This is a genomic window from Salinispira sp., from assembly GCF_059431795.1.
The window spans coordinates 1-23,760 of record NZ_JBXWXS010000027.1; the positions used below are offsets into that span (position 1 = coordinate 1).

Genomic DNA, 23,760 nt, shown 5'->3' on the forward strand with positions numbered 1-23,760 from the left:
CAGATCGGATTCCATGCAGCCGTCCCGGGTATAGCTGATTTGCTGCAGGAGTTCCGGGGAATTCCCCGTGCGTTTCCATATGGATGTAATTCGGCCCAGGCCGTCCCTGCGGATTTGGAGCTTCATGTTAGCTGTACCGCCGGTATTAGATTTGAGGCTGATGCCGATGATCCGGTCGGCTTCATCATACTCATACTCACACGAGGGCAGAAGTGAAGCCTGAGGGTTAGTATCCCCATGAGTAAGACTGATGGAAGCGGGCAGGCTGCCACGCGTCCATTGGAGACGACTATCCAGTCCGATTCCCCCAGATGTGGCTTCCAGAAGCCTGTCTTCCCTGTCCCACAGAAATTCAAGGGATTCACCGGGAACCCCGGCCTTAACAATTCTTCCTGCCGGGTCGTATTCAATGGTTTTGAGGGCTGTACCCCCGGCATCTTCCACCTGAAGAAGCTGGCCGGCTGGGTTCCAGCGGTATTGCAGGTCCCGTCCGTCGCTGTGAGTGGAGCGGATTAGTTTGCCGCCCCGGTAGCTGTAGCTGCTCACCCCGCCCATGGAGTGCTCTTCCCGGACAATTCTTCCTAAATAATCCAGCCGGTACTGAATTTCCCGCCTAATGGTGATGGGGGCAGATCCTTCGCTGCGGAGGGGGTATTCTCCCTTGTCCTGAGTGATCCGGCCGTCCGGGTCTCTCTGATAGCTGCGGAGCATCTCTCCCCGCTGCAGGCTGATAATTTTCCCTGCATCATCAAAGCGGCTGAGCTGTTCCCTCCCGTCGGGATCCACGATTCTCTTAAGGCCGGTTTCAGGCTCTGCGTAGGTCTGCCAGGAATTGAGTCCTCCGGCACGGCTTACCCGGCTCAAACCGTCAGGCGAATAGCGAAGGTCGCTAAGCAGATGAAGCCGGCTGGAATCCGGGCCTGCGTACACGGCCTTCAGTCTCAGACGGGAATCATACACTTCCCGGCGGTAGGTTCCCGGTGATTCATAATTGATGCAGGTTTCGCCCCGGGCTTCTATGCTCTGGGCCCCGCCCTCACCTTTTATGGCCCGACCTCCGGCGGTTTCGCCTTCGATCGCTATGGCCTGGCTTCCCGGGGCTTCAATGCGGGTGATGCGGTGTATGCGGCCCCAGCGGTCCCTGCGGCTGGTAATTCGGCCCTGGTTGTCGTGGATGAACTGTTCGCTGCTGCCGTCGGGATAGACGATCCCGGTGAGCATTCCCTTTGTGTCATACTGCAGTTCACGCTGTATTAGTCCTTCGGGCCACTCCCGGCAGATGTTTTCGGTAATGCGGGTTACCCGCCCCCGGGCATCCCTGAGGTATTCGCTGCGGGAGCCCAGGGGGCCGGTAATGGAGATAATTCTGCCGCAGGGATCATACGCAAAGCTGGTGGATCCTCCATTGCGGTCGGTAATGCTGGTTATTCTGCCGCATCGGTCGTAGCGGATGAGTGTGTCTGCACTTCCGGGGTAATCGATTCGCTCTACCCGTCCGCATTCATCCCGGCTGATTAAAACCGGTTCGTCCGTGCGGGCGAGGGAGGGCAGATACTCGGCACTTCTCCCGGCCGGGGTGTACCTGCCGATTCTGTTCGCTCCGTGGGCGGATCGGTCATCTGGAATGAGGCTGCGGGGGTCCGGCGGGGGGATGATTTCCCTGTAGAAATCTACTGCTGTCAGGTCGCCGCCCAGGGGATCTTCCCCGGCCAGACAGCGCCCCAGAGCATCGAATTGAAATACGTAACTGTTGCCCAGGGGATCGGTAATCCGGCTGCGGTTACCGAACTGATCCCGGCCGTACTGCCAGCTGTTGCCTTCCTCATCGGTAAAGCTCGTACACAGCCCCCGGCTGTCGTAGTGGTAACGCCGACGGCCTCCGTCGCTTCTCAGTATTTCCTGAAGCAGTCCCGCCGGATTGTAGCTGTAGCGCAGCGTCACACCGTCGGGGTCCCGGCTTTCTGTAAGATAGCCCTGATCATTATATGCAAAGCTGAATGTACCCGATGGTCGACGAGGATCGTCGGAGCTTCGGGTGATGCTTTTCAGAAGTCCGGTATGCGGAGCCTTCTGATAATACGCAAAGACCGCCTCTTCCTTCGTTTTTGCGGGAAGGAGACCCGGTCCGTTGGTGTTGGGATGAAAGGTGGTAATCAGCTCCCTGTAAAGCAATCCGGGGGCACCGGGAACATATTCTTTTTTCCGGATTTCATTCAGTGTTCCCCGGCTGTCGAATTTTCTGGAGAGGGAGATGCGGCCGTGAGGGTCGAATTCATACTCAAGGGTTCCGGGAAGCCCGTAGGGTCCGGAATTTTCTGCTGTACTTCCGGGTGTATTTCCCGGGTCATAGCCGTAGCGGGCTCTGGCTACGCTGTAGTCATCGGTTCCGGTACGAAGAAAATAGCTGAACTCTTCTGAAAAGCCCCGGTTGTCCCGGACGGCTGTTACCCGCCCGTCCTGGTCGTAGCTGTAGGTTTTGTGAATGTCCGGGGAGCCTTCGCCATGTTTCTGGGTTGTTGAACTGAGCCTGCCGTCCCAGCAGTACTCTTTCATGCTTCCGTCGGGGTAGTTCACGTTCTGAAGATATCCTTCAGGAGAGTAGGCGAAGCGGATCTGCCGCTCTTCCATTTCGGGAAAGCTGAAGCGAACAGCCTGGAGCAGAGAATAGCCCCCCTGTTTCTTCCACTCCAGGTTGAGCCGGCGCTCCCCCTGAAGAATGATGCGGTCCGGAACATAGCCGGGCTTTCCGTCCTTGGCTTCGTAGCGGTATTCATAGAGAAGCATGGGATTATGGGGGGGTAAAAGCCGGTATTTTTTCAGGAAACGGCCCCGGGTATCGTAATCGCAGCGGAAATTGCCTGGCAGGTACATGCGCATGCTTCCATTCGGCCCTAGTTCAAGGCGGTGGAGGGGGAGCGTCCTACAGCGATAGATGAGGGCGGAGCCGGGAAGCAGTCCGTCATCCGGAAGGCCGCCGTTGCGGATGTGCAGGTCAGAGGTCTGTTCTGCTGTTTGTTCTTCTGTTTGTTCGGGGGACGTGAGGGTAAAGCTTCGAAGGCCACCCGAAGGGGTGATCCAAAGAATGGTGGCTAAACCGGCGCTCCTTCCGATATTCTGGATTCGGCGTTCTCTGGATCCAGAGGGAACAGGCCCGGCGGAGATGTACATTTCTTCCGTAAGCCGGGTCATTGCAGCCCGCCGCAAGCTGAGTTTTTCCGATTGCTCCTCCCGTTCTTCCAACAAGAATATTTGATCCCTGATTTTTTGCCGTTCCGCCGGCAGAATTTCTCCAAACAGGCGGTCTATGCGATTCTGGATGAGGGATATTTGTGTGCGGAACTGTTCTGCCCTGGTTGCGCAGCGGCGGGAGAGTTTTTTATACCCGGTTTTGCCCGCAGAGTTGGCTTTCCGGGATTTGGACAGATATTCTGCTGAAGCGCGTTCCAGCTCTTGCGCACTCTCCAGAAGCCCGGGAAGCGAGGTTTCCAATTCATGCTTTTCCTGTTTTGCGGCTTCTTCAAGTTCTGTGAGCACGGTTTGGAGGCGGAGGATTTCCTGCCTGCACAGTTCAGGGGATGTCCAGAAGGGCAGGGAGTTACAGCGAATGAGTCGGGATTCCAGGGACCCGAACCAGTGACGCCCCCGTGGGCCGGAGTGAACGTCCGCGCTGCGGTAGGTTCTGCTGAGGCGAAAATCCGGTGCGTCCCCGGGAAGGGGAATGCGCAGATCCTCTTCGGTGAGTAAAAGGGAGCCGCTGGAGAGCTGCACCGGATCGCCGAATGCCCGGGCGAAAAAGCTCTTTTCCTCTTCTTCGGCTTCCTCTTCGGCCTCTGCCGCGGTTCTGTCGTGGCCCTCTTCTACAGGCTCCGGGTCGCAGGTCTCTTCGCTTTCAGCGGCGTTGTCCGCATCCACTATTTCCTTAACCTCGCTCTCTTCCATGGCGTCCTCGGAGTCTTTAAGCTGCTGTTTTGCATATTCGGCGATCTTCTCGGGAGAAATGGATGCTTTTTGGATACTGCAGCTGCTGGCGACCTCGGTCCCCCTGAGCCCGGTTTTTTTGTCCACAACGGAGCTGGAAACGGTGATTTTCCCCCCGCTGGGTTTTGCGCTTTTGGCTGCAGCCCTGGTGCTGTGGGTGTCGTGAACGTTATAATCCCCTTCGTATGGGTCGTATGACCAGGTGGTGTAGGTGTATTCCCGGGTTATTTTATCATAGGTGAATGTATGATAGATCTGAAATGTTTTCGGGGCCGAGGGGGTGATAATCCTGAACTGGTCTTTCTTAATGTACTGCTTGTTTACATTTGAAGTTTTTGTATCTCCCTGAACGGGATTTGCGCTGAGCAGGATGAGCAGTATTGCTGTGAATATACGCGGTAAAGGCATGGCAATTTTTGAGGCGGCGGGGAATATGTTTCGGTGCATACGGGGGCTCCTTTCCTGTTGTGTTCCACCCTGTTCACCGGAAAAATTCAGCTGATGATTTAAATTGCAGAAAAATGCCGTTCACGTTTTGTGATTTTTGGAAATATATATATACTTAGGCCATGTCTGTTATAAATGATGCCCTGTTGGCTTATGAAAAGGGTGAACTACATGAGGCGATGAAGCTGTTTCAGCAGGGTGCTGAGAAAACAGACTGCGGTGAGCTTCCCGGCGGAAGAGCGGAAGCCTACCGGATGTGCGCAAAATGCGCATTCCTGACCCAGGACCATGCAACCGGCCTGGAATTCGCCCGGAAGGGGGAACATGCCGCCGTGGTTCAGGGCAATACCCGGGAAGAGGCAGAGTCCCACCTGACCCAGGGCGTACTGTACGGGCAATTGTCTGTATATCAGCTTGCAATCGAGCACTGCAGCAAGGCCTACCAGCTGTTCGGCGATGACTGGCCGCTGCGGGCGGCATCCGCTTTGAATAACACCGCCATTATCTATGAAGAGATCGGGCAGATCGCCAAAGCGATTGAGTACTACGACTCAGCCCGCAAAGCCATGAACTTTCAGGAAGATTCATTTTCCCAAGCTCTGGACGATGAAGACCGGATGAATCTTGGAATTATTCTGTCCAACCTGGGCAGACTTCTTGGAATGAACGGCTCCACTGAAGAGGGCTATGCATTCCTGGAAGAATCCAGGAGAATTTTTCATTCCTGTAACAATCCATCTTACGAGGCTCACAGCATCGCGAAAACCGCCGAAGTGCTCCATGCAGAGGGAGAAACTGCCAAGGCGGAAACTTCCTACCGGCAGGCGCTGGATGTGATCTCCTCGGCTCCGGTGAAGAGTTGGCTGGAAGATATTTTACTGAATTTTGCAACCCTTCTCATGGACGCTGAGCGCCACGATGAAGCGGAGGATTTGCTCTTTCAGGCTGCTGAACGGCTTGAGGAACGCCAGCCCATTCAGATCCATATCCGCTGTTACGAATTATTATCCAGGTTTTATGAGCACCGGCAAAATCTTGCAAAGGCCCTTGAGTATGAGCGCAAGGCCCTGGAGCAGCAGAAGGAACTGGGACTGCGCATCGGAGACAATAATCTGAGCAAAGCCTTGGCATTGCTGGATCTGGAACGGGTGAAGCTTGAACGGGAACTGTATCGTATCCAAAATACCGAGCTGCATGATTTGAAATTACGGCTGGAGGAGAGCAACCGAAAACTGGAAGAGCAGCTGATTCATGATCCCCTTACAGGCCTCTTGAACCGCCGCTATCTCATGGCACACATGCCCGGTGAGCTTGCCCGGATTACCCGCAGCGGCGAGGATCTTGGAGTGGTTTTTGCCGATGTGGATAAATTCAAGATGATAAACGACAGCCATTCCCATCAGGTGGGAGATGAGGTCCTTACGCGGATTGCATCTCTGTTGACCGAATGCCTGCGCAAAGGGGACCTGATTATCCGCTACGGAGGAGATGAATTTATTCTGCTTCTGCCCGGTGCCGATGAGAAAAATCTGAGTACGGTGATCTCGAAGATATATACGGCTGTTGAGAGCGAAGCATGGGACGAAATATCACCCGGTTTGCTCGTCCAATTGAGTTTGGGAGGGGTAACTGCCAACGGTGACCTGGATCTGCAGCAGATTCTTCAGATTGCCGATGAACGGATGTACGACGCCAAGCGAACCAGCGGGGAATAGCTCGAGAAAGCCCCCCCGAGAGGAAAGGAGCCATCAGGTGGTAAAGTCGTCCACCATGGATCCCAGGGAACGGATCTGTTTGCTGTTTTGCTGCTGTATGTTTTCCACCTGATTCACCGTCTCAAGGATTTTTCCCGAATGATCGAGCATATCTCCCACTCTTCCGTTGAGCCGGGAGCTGAATTCCTGGACCGTAGAGATATTTCTGCCGATTTCACCGATAGATTTCTGAATATCCTGGCTGCTTTCACGGCTGCTGTTCACCGAGTTGCTCAGCTCATTGGCTGCGGTGAGAACCTGCCTGCTTCCGGTGGACACTTCCGACGTGGACTGCTGGATCTCTTCCATGGACCGGGCGAAATGCACCAGGCGTTCGGCTGAGCGTTCAAGATACTGGAAGTTTTTCTGGCTTGCTTCCTCTGCAACTTGTATTTTTCCGATAATATTTTTCAGGTTCTGCCGTATTTCCTTGGAACGTTGGGTGGTGGTCTCCGCAAGTTTCCGGATTTCTTCGGCAACAACGGCGAAGCCCCGTCCCGCATCTCCGGCATGGGCGCTCTCAATGGCTGCGTTCATAGATAACAGGGATGTCTGGCTGGCCACTCCGGTAATGACGGTGAGTATTTCATTGAGACCGTCAATATCTTCCGCCACAGAACTGATGGTTTCGGTGCTCAGTTTTCCCTGCTCCTGGCTGCTTCTTGTGCTTTCCACCAGTTCCAGGAGTTCGCCGTGGCGGGAGCTGATGATTTCTGCGATCCGTCGGAGGCTGGCTTCCATCTCCTCGATGGCCGCAGAGCTTTCGTCCGCCGATGCGCTCTGCTCCTCCATGAATCTGTTAATGGATTCCACGCTGTGCTCGATGGTCTCTGACTGCTGTTGAACCTGCTGGACCTGTTCGCCCAGATTGGCGGCGGAAAACTCCAGATTATGCATATGCTCCCGGTTGGTGTTGAGAAGCCCGGTCATGGATTGTACCGATTGGTTCAGGGTGCCGTCACTTTCCCGGCTGTTGACAGAAAAGCGTTTCAGCTCCTGGACTATGCCGTGGAGTTTGGTGAACAGAACATTGAGCTGTCTGCCCAGCTGTCCCAGTTCGTCACCGCTTTCGGGAAAAGATACGGTGAGATCCAACTCACCCGCCTGGCGAACACCCGACTCAAGCAGCCGTATCAATTTAAGAATGCTTCGAACTATGAGAATGGATACGATAATAACCAGAGCGGCGAATCCTGCCACCATTACCATTGCAGTGGCCTGCAGCTGCCGTCCGGTGGAGAGCACTTCCTTCTCCAGGGTGGAAAAGAGGGTGCTCAGTCCCCCCTCCAGGTTCTGCATCATGGGAATAAGGTTGAGCATGGACCGCTCCAGCATCCGCCCGGTCTGAAACACCCGGTTCAGATCCCCCGACGCCTGGTAGTACCCAAGTTTGTAGCTCAAACCGCCGCCGATATCCCTGTCCTCGTTAATCGCCTGTTCATATGCATCAAGAAGGTCAATAATATCTTCTGACTGGGTTGAAATGCCCTCAAGCATCTCCACCAGCTGGGCCGAGTCCCGGCGGGTTTGCTCGCTGGTGCGGGAGAAGATGGGGTTGGACAGAAAATTTGTCATGGCCTCAATGCCGTTTTCCCGTTCGGTAATCCACACCGCAGACTGTTTGGCAATAACACCGGGCCGATATAAAACATCCTTGGTGGCATGGGAGAAGGCGTTCCAGCTGTTCACCGCAGAAGTTCCGCTGCTGATGAGGTTTTGAATACGCCCCACAGAGCTTTGCATAAAGAGAAAGATGGCTACCACTGCCAGCATGCCCAATACGGCTAAAAATGATTGCAGATATAAGCGGATGCGAATGCTCATGGAATATTCCTTCGGTTTGTTTCGGTTGTTTTTGCTTCAGCCATTTTTCATTATTGAGGCAATTTCAAATACAAAATCCCCTGTAAAGTATATATGTGTTTTCTTCCTCAGGGAAGAGGCAGGGGGAATTGTATTTATAATGTCGATTTATATTCACACTTTGTGATGTTTTATCTATACTGTTTCTATGGGACTCGCTGAGAACTTGAAAACATTACGGAAACGCCGGGGCATGACCCAGCGGCAATTGGGTGAAGCTCTGGATATCGGGCAGACCGCAATTGCCAACTACGAACAGGGAAACCGCAGTCCCGACACCGAGTCCCTCCTGAGAATCGCCGAGGTGCTGGAAGTGAGCGTAGACGAGCTTCTTGGCCGGGATGACGGCGTGGGCAACCGGGTACATGCGGATAACCGGACCATCAGCAGTTTTGGAAATGCCGACGACGCCGGGGGGCGCTACCTTGAAACGGATCCGGATATCAGGGGACCCAACCCCCCTTTGGAGATGTATGCAACTCCTAAGCATGTGGATCCTTCCTATGAAATTCAGCAATACATCGACCTTGCCGCCAACGGCAAACCCGTGGTGGCCATCAACCGTATTAATGAAATCGCATACCTGGGCCTTCCGGTGAGTGCCATCTATCGGGATATTCTTGAACCTGTTCTGTACCGTTCGGGAGAAATGTGGGCCGGAGGGAAACTGGCCATCCATCAGGAACACAGTATCTCACAAAGCATCATGTCCTGCATGGGACTCCTCCGGGGGTACATGAAACGTAAATCCAACCGGAATAAGCGCTTTCTCGGGGTTGTGGTGAACGGAGAGATGCACGGCATCGGTCTCATGATGGTGTGCGATTATTTATACATGGAAGGCTGGGATGTAATGTATCTGGGCACCTATCTCCCCGGTCCTGAGGCTGCTGAGGCAATTAAAAGTTTCACACCCGATGTGGTGGGCCTCTCTGTGACCATGCCCTATAATCTTCATTCCGCCGAGATGCTCATTTCAGCCCTGAAGAGTTCCGGCGAGACAAAAAAACCCCTTATACTGGTGGGCGGGCAGGCTTTTGCCCACGAACAGGGATTGTGGCAAAAAATTAATGCCGATGCCTTCGCCCAGAGAGGGGTTGAAGCGGTCTCCATGCTGGATAAACTGCTTTAGATCCGACGTATTCCAGGAACCCGGAAAATTATGGAACAAAAACAGTACATTGTAGTGGCGGGAAATATCGGCGCAGGGAAAAGCACCCTGGTGGACCTGCTTTCCCGGAAGCTGAATTGGAAGGCATATTATGAGCCGGTGGGGGATAACCCCTATCTGAAAGATTTTTATTCCGATATGTCTGCATGGGCATACCATTCGCAAATGTTTTTTCTTGCGGACAGATTGGAAATGCACCGACAACTCCAGCATTACAGCGGTTCGGTGGTTCAGGACCGCTCGGTGTATGAAGACGCCAATATTTTTGCCAGGAATCTTGCCCGCCAGGGGTATATCGACTCCAGGGATTTCGCCACATACTGGAAATTTTATGAACTTATCGTGGAGCTGCTGGGGGCTCCGGATCTCATTGTGTATCTTAACGCATCGGTGCCCACCCTGAAAAAGCGGATTGCTCTTAGGGGGCGTGAGTTTGAAAAAGAGATTCCCGTCTCATACCTTGAGCAGCTTAATGAGCTGTACGCTGAGTGGATTCGGGAATGGAATCTCTGCCCGGTACTGAGTCTGGATATGAACAGTATTGATGTGCGGTCAAACCCTTCGGATATTGATGCTGTGAGTGAACGGGTTAGCCGTGCTCTCAGTTCCGGTCAAGAAGAGTTGTTTCACCCCTGACTTCCCGGGATGAATCCTCCGGGGTGCCGGTATCAATATTGGACAAACGGTCCAATTGACGGTAGATCTCTGAGCGTCCCCGTATGAATACTCCTTCATCCCGAAGCACCGGACCTTCCAGGGTTGCATCCCGGATCACGCTGATATTTAAGCCCGCGGTATCGGCCCGTGTTATTATATCTTCATAGCCTGCATGGGCAGGAAGATTGAGTTCAAGCATATATATCTCCTCCCGGAGCTGCGGGACTCCGGATTCTTATGAGTATGATACGAAGATTGACTGTTCGCTGCCAGTGAAAACAGGAAATTTCATCAAATTCTGACCGAAGTCTTTCCTCCTCCAGCAACTGATGTTAAGATGGATTATAATTGTTAGTTTATGTAAAGAAATAGAACTCGACGGGACCTGCCCGGCGGGGAAGGAGCGAATATGGGTTTTCGGAAAGATTTTTACTGGGGGGCATCCACCGCCTCATATCAGATTGAAGGAGCATGGAACGAGGACGGAAAGGGGCCTTCGGTATGGGACCGCATGGTTAATTGGGAGCAGAAAATAGCCGGCGGCGATACGGGCAATACCGCCTGCGACCATTATCATCATCTGGAGGAAGATATCAGATTAATGAAGCAGCTGGGAATCAACGGGTACCGCTTTTCCCTGAGCTGGCCCCGGGTGCTGCCTGGAGGAATCGGCCAAGTGGAAGAGCGGGGTATGGCTTTTTACGACAGGCTTATCGATATGCTTCTTGAAGCGGATATCACACCGTTTATTACCATGTTTCACTGGGATTATCCCCTGGAACTCTATTATAGAGGGGGGTGGCTGAATCCTGACAGCCCGAAATGGTTCGGTGAATATGCCGGCTTACTGTCCAGGCGTTTTTCCGACAGGGTGGACAATTGGATTACCCTGAACGAACCTCAGATGTTTACCACCCTTGGACATGATATGGGGGTACACGCGCCTGGTCTGAAACTTCCCGGCGAAGATTTGGTCAGGATTATCCATCATGTGCTCAGCGCCCATGGGGTTGCCGTAGAACAGCTCAGATCCAACGCAGCGAACGGCAGAGATTCTCTGAATATCGGCTGGGCGCCCGCGGTGGGAGGGGTCGAGCCGGGGGATGAAGCAGATGAAACGCTGGTGCAAGCCGCCAGAAACGCCCAGTTCGCCTTTAACGATGAACCCCATTTCGGTTTCGGTACCGCCCTTTGGAATGATCCCGTGTTTTTGGGAGAATATCCCCAGGCCTACCTGGAAACCCATGGAAAGAATCTGCCCGCAGGATGGGAGGATGATATGAAGCATATCAGCGCACCCCTGGAGTTCTGCGGCTTGAACGTCTACCACAGCTGGGCCAGAACCGATTACGATTCCCAGGGCAACCCGAAAATACGACAGACCGACGACCTTGGCGCCGGATATCCCCGAACTCATTTTCAATGGCCGGTTACGCCCCGGGCACTGTACTGGGTGCCCCGCTTTTTCCATGAGCGCTATAATATTCCCGTGGTGATCACCGAAAACGGCATGAGCGGTCATGATTGGGTACAAAGCGACGGCAAGGTGCACGACGCCTACAGAATCGATTTCACTCAACGATACTTGGGTGCTCTGAAAGAAGCAGCCGCCGATGGAGTGGATGTCCGGGGATACTTCCACTGGTCTCTCATGGACAATTTTGAGTGGGCGGAAGGCTACCGCCACCGATTCGGCCTGGTCCATGTGGATTTTTCCAGTTTAAAACGGACGCCCAAGGATTCTTTTTCCTGGTATTCCAAAATTATCCGGACCAACGGAAAGGAATTGTAATTTCTTGTAAAAAATCGCCCGTCTCCCTTGACGGCGGGCGAAAAGGGTTTTATAAAGATGTATTAGTTGAACTATTCAACAAAAAATACGTCGTCATCCCTGCTGTGGCGGCCGGCGGCCAGGCGGCCGAGAATACGGCGGTCAGCCCAGCGGGCCAGGCAGCGGATCAGCCAGGAGGAAAAATGCCGGCACATCAAAAAAGTGCACAATTGAACACCAATAGAATTCTCCGGTCCGTTTGGTCCGGGAGCCGGATGAGTCGCAAGCTCCTGGCGAAGAATCTCGGGCTGGATAAGTCCACGGTAACCATCATTGTGAACCGCCTCATGGAGGCGGGGATTATTGAAGAGTACCCCGATGATCAGCATTCCGGCGGCAGCGGGAGACGTCCTCTGGTGCTCAATATCAGGAAAGAACGTGCATGCAGTATGGGAGTGGAGCTCCTTCCGGATATGCTCAGAGTGGTGATCAGCGATGCCCGGGGCGGAGTGTTGGCAGCCCACGCCCATGCAGCGCAAGAGTACCGAGATTCGTCCCGGGGTATCAGGTCCGGGTTCAGTGCCGATTCTCTGGCCGCTGAGGCAGCCCGCTTTTTGCTCAAGGAGTACGCCCAGGTATTCGAAACCCGGCACGGGGATCCAGCGGGCGCTGATGCTGGGGCTGAAGCCGGGGGAAAGGGCTCTTATCCGCCCCTTTTAGGCGTGGGCGTAGCCATGTCGGGTATTGTGGACCAGCAGCGGGGGCTGCTGAAACGTTCGCGCCTTTTGGGGGCCGATGCGGATGTTGCCCTGGAGAAGCTGCTCCGGGAGCAGTTGGGTACGCCGGTAATGCTGGAAAACGATGCCAATGCGGCAATCGGCGGGGAACTGTTCGCCGCAGGCTATCGGGATGTGGGAGATTCCCTGTTCATGCTGATAGAATCTGAACTGTTCCGCAATGCCCCTGTGACCCGGCCCAGGCTTTCCCTGGGGCTCGGGCTGGCACTGGATTCCCGGGTGCATCAGGGGGTGGACCACACTTCCGGGGAATTCCGCAGCGTGTATTGGCAGAAGGGGTCGGACACCCAGTTTTCCCTCTCCTCCTCCCAATTACTTGATCTATCTGAAAACCGGAACACCCGCTCCCTGTTGTTCCGGGAGATGGGAAAAAACATTGCTTTGCTCATTAACAGTCTGAATATTCACACGGTGATCGTCGGGGGAGATATTCAGGGGTTTCAGGATGAGCTGGCGGAAAGCTTGAATAAGGCAGTGGCGGAAAACTGGTCCTACTCAGGCATACCCTTTCTTCGGATCCGGGAGGCCGGACAGGGAGAATTTGCAGCCGCGTACGGGGCCGCGTGTCTTCATGCCAATAGACTCTACGCGGTGGAGAGTTACGATGAGTTTGCCCGGCGAGGTTTACAGACAGGTCTTGAAGCCTTTCAGAGTGCCGGCAGAAGGAATTTGTAGCCCTCTCTATCCATCCCACCCCAAAGGGAATTACTGGAAAATCAATAATACAAGTAGATGCAGTACATAAAATAATAAGGACGGAAACATGAAATACGGACACTTCGATGATGCACGGCGGGAATATGTGATCAGCAACCCCAGAACCCCATATCCCTGGATCAACTATTTGGGAAATACAGACTTTTTTTCATTGATATCAAATACCGCCGGCGGGTACAGCTTTTACCGGGATGCAAAATTCCGCAGGCTCACCCGATACCGCTACAATAATGTTCCCATGGATGACGGAGGCCGTTATTTTTATCTCTCTGATGGTGAGGATATATGGAATCCGGGCTGGAAGCCGGTGAAAAGTGAACTGGACAGCTATGAGTGCCGACATGGCATGGGGTACACCCGCTTTAATTCTGTAAAAAACGGGCTTCGGGCACAGCTCCTTTTCATGGTGCCCCTGGGGGAGAAGGCGGAGATTCAGAAGCTCACCCTGACAAATGATAGCCACGAGAGAAAATCGGTAAAGATATTCAGCCTGGCCGAGTGGTGTTTGTGGAATGCCGAAGACGATATGAACAATCTCCAGCGCAACCTTTCCACGGGAGAGGTGGAAGTGGAAGGCTCGGTGCTCTACCACAAAACGGAGTTCAAAGAGCGGCGGAACCATTATGCATTCTACTCTGTGAATACAGGGATTCAGGGCTTCGATACCGACCGGGAGCAGTTTCTTGGAATGTATAACGGTTTTGATTCCCCCCGACGGGTGCGTGAAGGCAGCCCGGGGAACAGCCTAGCCCATGGCTGGTCTCCCATTGCCAGTCATTATCTTGAACTGGAGCTTGCAGCAGGTGAAAGCAGGGAACTGGTCTTTGTTCTGGGTTACGTGGAGTTGCCTGAGGATGAGAAGTGGGAATCCAAAGGAGTTATCAACAAGGAACCTGCCAGGGAACTTATACGGCGATATGGGGACGGGGAAGACGTGGACCGTGCCTTCCTTGAGCTGAACAAGTACTGGGATGACCTGCTATCCCGTTTTGTTCTCGATTCGGGAGATGAAAAACTGGACCGGATGGTGAATATCTGGAACCAGTATCAAAACATGGTGACCTTCAATATGTCCCGTTCGGCTTCAGGATTTGAGACGGGAATCGGCCGGGGAATGGGGTTCAGGGACTCCAATCAGGACCTGATCGGCTTTGTTCACATGGCGCCTGAGCGCTCCAAAGAGCGGATTCTCGACATTGCAGCCACCCAGCTTGAGGACGGTTCGGCGTATCATCAGTATCAGCCTCTTACCAAACGGGGGAACGACGCAATCGGAGGCAATTTCAATGATGACCCGGTCTGGTTAATTCTTTCGACGGTGACATATATCAAGGAAACCGGCGACTTCAGCATCCTGGATGAACAGGTGCCCTTCGATAACGATGAAAGGAACGCCCGGCCGCTATTCGACCACCTTTCGACTTCCTTCTCCCATGTGGTGAACAATCTGGGTCCCCACGGGCTTCCCCTAATCGGCAGAGCGGACTGGAATGATTGTCTGAACCTGAATTGTTTTTCCACCGATCCCAATGAATCGTTTCAGACCACCGAGAATCAGGCCGGGGGCGTAGCCGAATCGCTGATGATTGCCGGACTTTTTGTTCTGTACGGCCGTGAATACATCCGGCTGGCAAGGAAGCTGGGAAAAACCGGGCTGGCAGATGAGGCTCAAGTCCACGTGGATGCCATGGAAGCATCGGTTATCCAGCACGGTTGGGACGGGGACTGGTTCCTGAGAGCCTACGACCATTTCGGAAAACCGGTGGGAAGCGACAGCAATGAGGAAGGAAAGATTTTCATTGAATCTCAGGGTTTCTGTACCATGGCGGAGATCGGAAAAGATATGGGCTACCCCCGCAAAGCCCTGGACTCTGTGAAACAGCGGCTGGACACCCCCTATGGAATGGTGATACTCAATCCGGCATTCAGCCGCTACTACATAGAATACGGAGAAATATCCACCTATCCTGCCGGATACAAGGAAAACGGGGGAATTTTCTGTCATAACAATCCCTGGATCATGATCGGGGAAACCAGGATCGGCCGGGGAGACCGGGCGTTCGAGTATTACGCGAAAATTGCACCCGCATATCTTGAGGAAATCAGCGACCTCCACCGGGTCGAGCCTTATGCATACTGTCAGATGATAGCCGGGAAGGATGCATGGATCCCCGGAGAGGGGAAAAACTCCTGGCTTACCGGCACGGCGGCATGGAACTATTTCGCTATAACCCAGTGGATTCTGGGCATCAGACCCGACTATGACGGGCTCATAATTCAACCGGTAATTCCCAACCATTGGAAGGGTTTCAAGCTTCGAAGAATATTCCGGGGCACTGAAATTGATATTGATGTGGTCAATACCCGGGGGCCGGGGAACACCGGTACCTCCGGGGCACGCGATGTTTCCGGGGGAGCTGACGGTTCGCAGGCTGGAGAATCTTCCAATACAGAAGAGGCGCTTCCCCGGGTGGTGCTGGAAGTGCTGGGGAAAGGCGGCGAGGTGACCGAACGGCTATCTTCCGAACGGCTTCCCATGGAACTGATACAGGGCGAACGTATAGAGGTGCGGGCTCTGGTAGGCTGATGGCAGCTTGCCTGGAGGCAGCCGGCCAGAAGGTAGCCTGCCTGGAGCTATACCGTAAATAGAGCGGCCTGCTCCCCGGGGCGGAAAAAGAGATGTGGCAGCAATATAGATCCTGCCGGGTGAGAAGAGATGTGGCAGAAAAATACATCCTGCCGGGTGAGAAGGGGTGTGGCAGAAAAATACATCCTACCGGGTGAGAAGAAATGTGGCAGCAATATAGATCCTGCCGGGTACAGAAAAGAGTCACCCGCGTAATGTGACCACCTGGTCACATTACGCGGGGGGGTATGTTTTACATCCGCTGCGAACCGGTTGCGATTCCAAGAGTTCGGATACTCGCCACCAATCGCCGCCGGTGCTGCTTAGTAGGTTTGTCTCAGATGGCGGATCCGTACCATATCGGGGGTGATCTTCACCTCAGGTCGGTCTCCCTTCTCAAGCGACCATGGCTGGGTGTATTTCAGTTCTTTGGGTTCGCCGGGCAGCAAGGTAAATCCTCCATCGCTGAAGTGGCCGTTAAGCCTTGTCTTTTTGAAGAGCCCCGACTCTTCGGAAAGCCCCGACGATCCGGAAAGCCCCGACGATTCGGAGAGCCCCGACTCTTCGGAAACCTCTGGCTCAGGCGAAAGCCCAGTCTCTCCAGGCAGTTCGGCAAGGACATAGAAGGCAGGAACATTGCTTTCCAGAACGATGTGCTCCGGTCCGCTGCCTTGGCGTATCCGGATTTCCGCAGGCTTCAGATAACAGTCCCTGGGCTTGGAGAGAAACATAGAGGTTGAAATTTCGGTTGATGATTCTGTTCTGTCGCCGGCAGATGCTTTGATGTCTGTAGCTGCTTTGATATCGGCAGCTCCTTCGACGCTGTGACCCCTGGCTGTCCATTTTGCATGGAGGAAGCTGTTGGATGCTTCTCCTTCCTGATATTCCGGGTGCTCCCAAACCTGCATGGCGGTTAGGCCGTTCACTTCGGCATCCACTTCGGTTGACTCCAGTATTTCCCCGGAAAAGGATATCCGCCGTATCAGCATTGTACCTGACAGGGTTTCCTGGCTATCGTTGAGTAAATAACAATGGATGCGCCCATCCTTTGCATACAAGGCCGGAGTGAACGGGGCGAAGAATCGTTTTGCATCGTAATGAAGAACCTTCCAGCGTCCGCCGTATTCAATGCTGGACCAGGAAGCCACCGGCCAGTTGTCGTTGAGCTGCCAGTACAAGGCACCCATGCTCACCGGACGGCGGCTTCTCCAGTAATCCACCGCGGTACGGATGGCCATGGCCTGCTGAACCTGACTGACGTATAGCTGATCTTCAAATTTCTCCGGGATGCGGAAGTACGAGGACATGGTCGATAAGATAATGCTGTTTCCCATGTCATTCCGTTGATGATGCCGCATTACCGGGGAGCTGATGTTCCACTCATCCTCCGATGCGAAGCTTTTTACCGTCTCAAGAGAGGGGAAGGATTGGAACCCGAATTCGCTGCAGAAACGGGGAGTAACTTCATAATATGCTTCGAAGGACTTGCCCTCATGCCAGACACTCCAATAGTGCATATCGCCCTTGCTGTCATCGTGCCAGTTATCCGAGTAGTCGCCAATACCGGCGGATGGGGAGCTTGGCCACCAGGTTCGTGACGGATCCAACTCCCTGACTATCCGGCCCACTACGCCTTCATTCAGCCTGTCGTAATCCACCAGATACCGTGCGGGATTGGCTCGGGATTCTTCATACCAGCTGAGAGCTCCTAAATCTTCGTTGTTGCCGCACCAGATTGCCAGGCATGTTCGATGCTTCAGCCTCTGTACCTGATACCGGATCTCAGGCTCTACGGTTTTCAGAAAATCTGATGTGGCAGGATACATGGCGCAGGCAAACATCATGTCCTGCCATACCAGAAGCCCCAGTTCATCGCAGAGATCGTAAAAAAGTTCGCTCTCATACTGGCCGCCTCCCCATACACGGATCATGTTCATATTTCCTTCCCGTGCGTCTTCCAGGAGATTCCGGTATTTCTCTTCATCCTGATATGAGGGGAGTGCGTCCGTGGGAATCCAGTTGGCGCCTTTTGCAAAAATCTCCCGGCCATTAACGCGGAATTTCATGCTGCGGCCGATGTCATCGTCCTGGTGAATTACTTCGATGTGCCGGAAGCCGATCTTCCTTCTGTGTATTTCCCCCCCAATGGAGAGTTCCACACCGTAGAGGGGCTGTCCGCCCTCACCTGCGGGCCACCAAAGCTGAGGAGACGAGATTTGCATAGTGTGGGTAATGGGGTTTTCTCCCCGCTTGAGCTCCAGGGAAAGGGAGTTTTGTTCAAGGATTGTTCCGTCGGGGGCCAGCAGCGTAATATCGGCGTTCGCCTGGGTATGTTCCCGGCTGTGAAGCGTTAGCTCAATATCAACAGTCCAGTTTCCGGAGGAAAAGTGTTCGCTCGGCCGGGGCTGGGGGCTGAAAGAGCTTACTCTGGGTGCCCCGCCCAGACGGATGTAGGTCCCACCGTAGATCCCAGAGGTCATTATTGCCGGGCCCCAATCCCATCCGCCGTGGCACTGAACCTTTCTGACGAGATTTCGGTAATCTGAAGCCCAGGAAAAATGTTTGGATGAGGGGATGGGGTACGGCAGTTTCCGAGCTTCCTCAGCCCCGCGTTTTTCCGCTCCCTGGAAGTCTATGCGAATCTCATTTTCCCCCTCATGCAGGAGTGCCCCGATATCCAATTCCAGGGGGACAAACATATTTTCTGATGTTCCTGCAGCATTGCCATTAATATACACGGTTGCGAATGTATCCAGTTGTTCAAGTATGAGATGTGCCTGCGGCCCGTGGTTTCCCTCCGGGAGGGAAAAGCTTGTGCGCATACTCCAGTCGCTGTGACCGATCCACTGAAAGTCCAGTTCATTTTTCCCGGGGTAGGGGTGGGGAAGCTTGTGAGACTGCACCAGCGCAGTAGCCAGATCGCCGGGTATTTCGATAGAAAGATTCAAATCCTTCGAAGGAATACGGGCATCCCAGGTACCGCAAAGATTGATGATGAATTCAGATGACAGCTCGTTTGGCACCGGGTTTGTATTCTTTTTTATGCGTGTTTTCTCTTTCATATGCCGTCCTTAATGATGGTAATTCCCGGGACCCTGATCAGGGTCGGGGGCTGATTATGACATAGCCTAAAAGGATAGTTAATTGCTCTATGTACCAACCTATCATGTTTTAAACATTTTCAACAGGAAAAAACCAGCTTTTTGTTGACGCATCAACCATCTCATGAGATTATCCTTTTAGTTGGTTTATAAATCAACTAACCAGAGGGAGAGTATGGCTGGCAACAGAAGACATCGAAACATCAATACATCCCGTATTCTCAGGGAGTTGTGGGTATCCCATACCATCAGCAGGGTGGAACTTGCAAGAAATTTGAATCTCAATAAATCCACAATTTCCCAGATTGTAGGTGAACTGATCGAGAGAGGGGTTGTGAAAGAGGTTTCGGAAGGTATTTCCGGGCCCCAGGGCGGTCGGAAGCCAGTCCATCTGGAGCTTAACCGGCATTACGGATATGTGCTGGGTTTGGAGCTCCGCCCCGAGTCCTACACGGTGGTTGCGGTAGATCTAACCGGTGACATCCTCTTTTCCCGAACTGAAAATGCCGTTCATTCCGGGGCAAATTTGGTGGATGAGGCCCGAAATCTTTTACGAACCATTCCCCGGGAACTCAGCTGGATCGGTCTTCCGCTGCTGGGTGCCGGTCTGGGTATATCCGGTATTATCGATTCAAACCGTGGAGTGATTCTCGAATCGATTCCTCTGGGTATCGAAAGCTCTCTTCCCATAGTGGATCTGCTGGAACCCGATTTCCCCTTTCCGGTATTTATCGACAACGACGCAAACAGTTGTGCCTGGGGTGAGCTTGCCTTCCATCGGGCCAAACAACTGAGGAATTTCATGTTCACCCTGATCGAGTTTCACCGGAACTCCCGGAAGCAGTTTTATGACAATATTTCCGTGGGTCTGGGAATTGTGTTTAACGGAAGGGTATACGCCGGTACACGGCAGTCTGCTGGTGAGTTCCGCTCGGTTTTTTGCGGTCCCGAGGAGAAAGGTCAGTTCCGTGCATCTGCCAGACTGGCGGAGAACCAAGGGCGGATTCAAGATGACCCGGAAGGATTTCATGAATTTATCGTCGAGCTTTCAAAGCATATTGCCCTGTTTGTAAATACTTTCAATTTGGGCCAAATTTTTCTCGGCGGGGATATAGAACGATACCAGGATCAGCTCATGCCGGTACTTATTCAGGAAATCGATAACAACTGGTCATATGACGAGCATGTGGAGTGCGAGATCCGGTTTTCATCCCTGGGAGATAAATCGGTGGCATACGGGGCGGCAGGCTTTGTTCTGGAGCGCCTCTTTGTGGATCCTGAAATTATGGATTTGACCGTCGAAGGAGCATGGATGGAGGCGGATGCTCTGGACAGTTTATTGAAATCAGGAGCGTAATGCTCCGTTTGAATTATGTGAATCTTGAGGTCGTCGACCTCATTGGGAAAATGACGCGTTGCGTCTGTATACATCCAAAAGGAGGCTTTTCAATGAAGAAAGCGCTCGTATTATTTGTAGTGCTTGCTCTGCTGGGCGGAATGGTATTCGCCGAAGGGCAGGGAGAAGCAAGTTCAGAGAAAGTGGTTCTGAATGTAATGGGTTATGGAGATAACTCAAACGCTGAAGGTATTGCCTGGAATCGACTGGTAACAACCTTCATGGAGGAAAACCCGGATATCGAAATTGTCAGCGAGCTGCTCTACGATGAAGCATATCATCAGAAGGTGACCGCACGTCTGGCAGCCGGTGATGTTCCGCATGTAGCATATATGGGTGCCGATGCCCGTTGGGGAGCTCCGTGGCAGGAAGCAGGTCAACAAATTGACCATCGTCCCTTTCTGGACACCGACATGTATGACATGAGCCTCATTCCTGAAATGGGCCCTAATGGTGAAGTATACTATGTCCCCCTGGGAACATCAAACATTACCACCGTGCTGTTTGCCAACGAACCTTTGATCAACGAACTGGGTTTCGAACTTCCTGAAACCTATGAAGATTTGGTTGCCATGGTTCCCGCAGCAGAAGAAGCCGGAATTGAAGTTGTCTCCATCGACGGTGCAGACGGATGGGCGTGGGGAAGCTGTGTGCTTTCAGCGTTCATCGGACGTGCGTCCGGCGACACCAGTTGGGTATCCAAAGCCGTTGCCGGGGAAAATAATTTTGATGACCCCGCGATGGTTCAGGCCCTTGGCTGGATCCAGCAGATGGTTGAAGACGGTGTAATTGCCGAAAGCTCAGTCCTTGTTGACTACGGAACCAACATCTCAAACTTCAGCAACGAACAGGCTCTTTTCATGGTACAGGGTCAGTGGGCTGCAGGTAGTGTGGAAAACACCGAAGTACGTGAGAACATGAAGTTAATGGCATGGCCCGAACTGCCTGGCCAGGATCCTGCAACCGCAGGCTCAGTTGCCGCTGCATGGCAGGTCGGCTATGGACTCACCGAAGCAGCAACCGAAGACCCCGCTCTCCAGGCTGCTGCGGTCAGATTCCTCGACTATGTAAACCGTGAAGAAGAAGCGACCCAGCGTCTCCGTGACGGTGCCATTGTTGCTCCTATTCTGAAAGGGTACGAAGCACCCAACGATCTTCCCAACGAACTGGTGCAGAAAGTTGAACTGGCTCAGACTGCCCTGAACACAGAAGTTATTGATGCTCACCTTTCCGGTGCACCCAATGACACCCTGAATGCGGGTATGCAGGAAATCGTAAACGGTACGAAGTCACCTGCTGAAGTTGCTTCAGATGTTGAAGAACTGGCTCGGAAATAACACCGGGTATATGTAAGAAACGGCCAGGGGAGAAGGCCCACAGCCTTCTCCCCTTCCTTACCTAGGAGTATTCAGTGAGAACCAGCGATCGGAAACTTTTATGGGTGTTCTTTGGATTTGTCGGTCCAGGCCTTTTACTGTACCTGTTTATTGTGGCATATCCGATGATCTACTCTATGTGGCTCAGCTTTACGGATTTTAATCCGAACAGGGGCGGCGACTGGAATTTTGTCGGATTGAGGCAGTACGGGGTAATGTTGCAGGACCCTCTCTTTTGGCATGCACTCAAAAACAACTTGATAGTAGTGGCGGTTTCCGCCTTCGGTCAAATCCCTATTGGTTTTATGCTTGCTTTTATCCTTTACCGAAAAATGGTAAAAGCACCGGGGTTTTTTCAGGCAATGGTATTTCTTCCCCAGTTTTTATCGACCATTGTCATCGGTCTGTTGTGGAAACGGATGTTTGCCGCAAACGGACCAATAGCACAATTATTGCAGTTTGTTCAGCAGGATCCGGACGCTCAATTTACGTTAATGCTTGAGCGGAGCACGGTAATGATCCCCATAGCCTTTGCGCTGATCTGGATTTACACCGGATTTTATATGGTGATCTTCCTGGCAAATTTACAGAAAATTGATACGAATATGATAGAAGCGGCGAAAATTGACGGTGCCAGCGAACCTCAGGTTTTCATGAAGGTTATTGTGCCCATTCTTTCAGGTACCATTCTGGTATCTACAATTCTGGCCATTGCAGGCTCGCTGAAAGGGTTTGAACTGATTTTCTCCATGACCACCCAGGGTCTCCAGCGAAATAATGCCATGGTGCTGCCGATTTTTATGTACCAAACGGCATTTCAGGATTATTCGAACCCGGTACGATTCGCCTATGGAGCCGCAATATCCAATGCAATCGTAGTAATCAGTGTGGTGCTGATCATTATCTCCAACTGGGTCAGCAAGCGTTTCAGCCCGCCGGAGGAAAACTAAATGAATCCAGTAACTGTAGTAGGTGAACGCTCCAATCCGGGTCTGGAAATTGCCGGAAAAACTATTGCATATCTCATTCTGGTGAGCTGGGTGTTAATGACCGTCCTTCCTCTCTTCTGGATGAGCTATTCTTCCCTCAAGTCCAACGAGGAGCTGACCCGGGACATATTTGCGTTTCCCCATGATCTGTTCGATAACGATCAGGATGAATACCGGGTCGTACGCCCGAATCTCAATATGATTCCCGACTTCGATCCCAAGGAAGATACCAGAGAGCGCATAGTAATCGAATCCACTACCATCGCTCCGGGACGGGGACTCATGGTCTATTGGTTGGTGGAGGAGGAGATGCCTCCGGAAATCAGACAGCTTGAAGTGGGCGATACCCTGGTGGTGAACGACCTTCCGGCGGATTGGCAGCGGAAAATTAAACGAAAGACCAGATGGTTCAATTATCAATCAGCCTGGGAACGGGCGGGAATGGGCCGGAAATTCATCAACAGTATCATCTATTCGGGCTTTTCCACTTTTCTGATGATCCTTCTTGGGATGATGACCAGTTTTGCGGTAAGTAAGCTGCCGTTCAAAAAACTATCAGCCCTGGTAACCGGCCTGATCGGCATGGGATATCTGCTGAGTATCAACTCGGTAATTATTCCCTTGTTTCTCATGCTCACCAGGATCGGCCTCACCGACACCCATTTGGGTATCATCATGGTGTACACTGCCTTTGGGCTTCCGCTTACGGTGCTCCTTGGAAGTCAGTTTATGCGCGGGCTGCCCACAAGTCTCATAGAATCGGCAACCATGGACGGTGCAACATATTTCCGCACCTTCATCTCGATAATTCTCCCCATGACCATCCCGGTAATAATTACCGTCTCGGTAATTTCCGGTCTGGCAATTTGGAACGAATTTCTCCTCGTACTCGTATTGGCCAGTTCGGAAGCAACGAAATCGCTTCCGGTCGGCGTCTATTCATTTTCCAGTCTTACCAGCAGCCAGCTCGGCTGGCAGTTGGCGGCACTGGTTATCGCTACGGCTCCTGTTGTAATCGTATATCTCCTCTTTAACAAGCAGTTAACCAAAGGAGTCGTGGCTGGCGCAGTGAAGGGTTAATCCTTCAACCCCCATACCCCCGCCGAACCGGCACCCC

Annotated in this window: 14 protein-coding genes and 1 pseudogene; 10 read left to right on the top strand and 5 right to left on the bottom strand. The window is 52.8% G+C overall.

All coding sequences use genetic code 11. The features are described 5' to 3' along the window. Both AC52PS_RS08800 and AC52PS_RS08805 read right to left on the bottom strand, forming a co-directional pair. On the bottom strand, positions 1-1,482 hold a 1,482-nt coding region (locus AC52PS_RS08800), incomplete at its 3' end, for a hypothetical protein (RefSeq protein ID WP_495562762.1). Between the two features lie 2,133 nt (positions 1,483-3,615). Beyond that, positions 3,616-4,425: pseudogene (locus tag AC52PS_RS08805) on the bottom strand (DUF6531 domain-containing protein); the annotation flags it as partial. A gap of 122 nt (positions 4,426-4,547) precedes the next feature. Here AC52PS_RS08805 and AC52PS_RS08810 point away from each other — a divergent pair. Then, positions 4,548-6,140: a tetratricopeptide repeat-containing diguanylate cyclase gene (locus AC52PS_RS08810; protein WP_495562688.1), complete on the top strand. Its 1,593-nt coding sequence runs from the start codon at positions 4,548-4,550 to the stop codon at positions 6,138-6,140. A gap of 33 nt (positions 6,141-6,173) precedes the next feature. Here AC52PS_RS08810 and AC52PS_RS08815 read toward each other — a convergent pair whose 3' ends face one another. After that, positions 6,174-8,003 carry a methyl-accepting chemotaxis protein gene (locus AC52PS_RS08815; protein WP_495562689.1) on the bottom strand — a complete coding sequence of 610 codons (1,830 nt, stop codon included), beginning with the start codon at positions 8,001-8,003 and terminating at the stop codon, positions 6,174-6,176. 187 nt (positions 8,004-8,190) lie between these two features. Between AC52PS_RS08815 and AC52PS_RS08820 the strand changes: the two genes are divergently transcribed. Next, complete coding sequence (locus tag AC52PS_RS08820) at positions 8,191-9,174, top strand: cobalamin-dependent protein (RefSeq protein WP_495562690.1); 984 nt, start codon at positions 8,191-8,193, stop codon at positions 9,172-9,174. Positions 9,175-9,204: 30 nt separating this feature from the next. Further along, positions 9,205-9,849 (top strand): deoxynucleoside kinase, encoded by a 645-nt coding sequence (locus AC52PS_RS08825; RefSeq protein ID WP_495562691.1) that lies wholly within the window; start codon positions 9,205-9,207, stop codon positions 9,847-9,849. Here AC52PS_RS08825 and AC52PS_RS08830 read toward each other — a convergent pair. Further along, the gene (locus tag AC52PS_RS08830) at positions 9,815-10,069 is read right to left on the bottom strand and encodes a hypothetical protein (RefSeq protein ID WP_495562692.1); all 255 of its coding nucleotides are present in this window, start codon (positions 10,067-10,069) and stop codon (positions 9,815-9,817) included. The two genes, AC52PS_RS08825 and AC52PS_RS08830, sit on opposite strands and share 35 nt — an antisense overlap. Before the next feature lie 210 nt (positions 10,070-10,279). Here AC52PS_RS08830 and AC52PS_RS08835 point away from each other — a divergent pair, with 210 nt between their 5' ends. From AC52PS_RS08835 to AC52PS_RS08845, 3 genes are all read left to right on the top strand, one after another. After that, on the top strand, positions 10,280-11,662 hold the full coding sequence (locus tag AC52PS_RS08835) for a GH1 family beta-glucosidase (RefSeq protein ID WP_495562693.1): 1,383 nt from the start codon (positions 10,280-10,282) through the stop codon (positions 11,660-11,662). Between the two features lie 182 nt (positions 11,663-11,844). Next, complete coding sequence (locus AC52PS_RS08840) at positions 11,845-13,113, top strand: ROK family transcriptional regulator (protein WP_495562694.1); 1,269 nt, start codon at positions 11,845-11,847, stop codon at positions 13,111-13,113. Between the two features lie 88 nt (positions 13,114-13,201). Beyond that, a complete protein-coding gene (locus AC52PS_RS08845; RefSeq protein WP_495562695.1) occupies positions 13,202-15,742 on the top strand; it encodes a glycoside hydrolase family 94 protein in 2,541 nt (846 codons plus the stop codon). A gap of 362 nt (positions 15,743-16,104) precedes the next feature. Here the strand turns inward: AC52PS_RS08845 and AC52PS_RS08850 are convergent, their stop codons facing one another. Beyond that, the gene (locus tag AC52PS_RS08850) at positions 16,105-18,843 is read right to left on the bottom strand and encodes a glycoside hydrolase family 2 protein (protein ID WP_495562696.1); all 2,739 of its coding nucleotides are present in this window, start codon (positions 18,841-18,843) and stop codon (positions 16,105-16,107) included. A 214-nt stretch (positions 18,844-19,057) separates the two neighbouring features. Here AC52PS_RS08850 and AC52PS_RS08855 point away from each other — a divergent pair, with 214 nt between their 5' ends. From AC52PS_RS08855 to AC52PS_RS08870, 4 genes are all read left to right on the top strand, one after another. Next, the gene (locus AC52PS_RS08855; protein WP_495562697.1) at positions 19,058-20,239 is read left to right on the top strand and encodes an ROK family transcriptional regulator; all 1,182 of its coding nucleotides are present in this window, start codon (positions 19,058-19,060) and stop codon (positions 20,237-20,239) included. Positions 20,240-20,331: 92 nt separating this feature from the next. Next, positions 20,332-21,615, top strand: coding sequence for an ABC transporter substrate-binding protein (locus AC52PS_RS08860; protein WP_495562698.1), 1,284 nt, complete (start codon positions 20,332-20,334; stop codon positions 21,613-21,615). A gap of 74 nt (positions 21,616-21,689) precedes the next feature. Further along, positions 21,690-22,604: a carbohydrate ABC transporter permease gene (locus tag AC52PS_RS08865; protein ID WP_495562699.1), complete on the top strand. Its 915-nt coding sequence runs from the start codon at positions 21,690-21,692 to the stop codon at positions 22,602-22,604. Next, the gene (locus AC52PS_RS08870) at positions 22,605-23,723 is read left to right on the top strand and encodes a carbohydrate ABC transporter permease (RefSeq protein ID WP_495562700.1); all 1,119 of its coding nucleotides are present in this window, start codon (positions 22,605-22,607) and stop codon (positions 23,721-23,723) included. It abuts the gene before it with no gap. Positions 23,724-23,760: the final 37 nt, after the last annotated feature.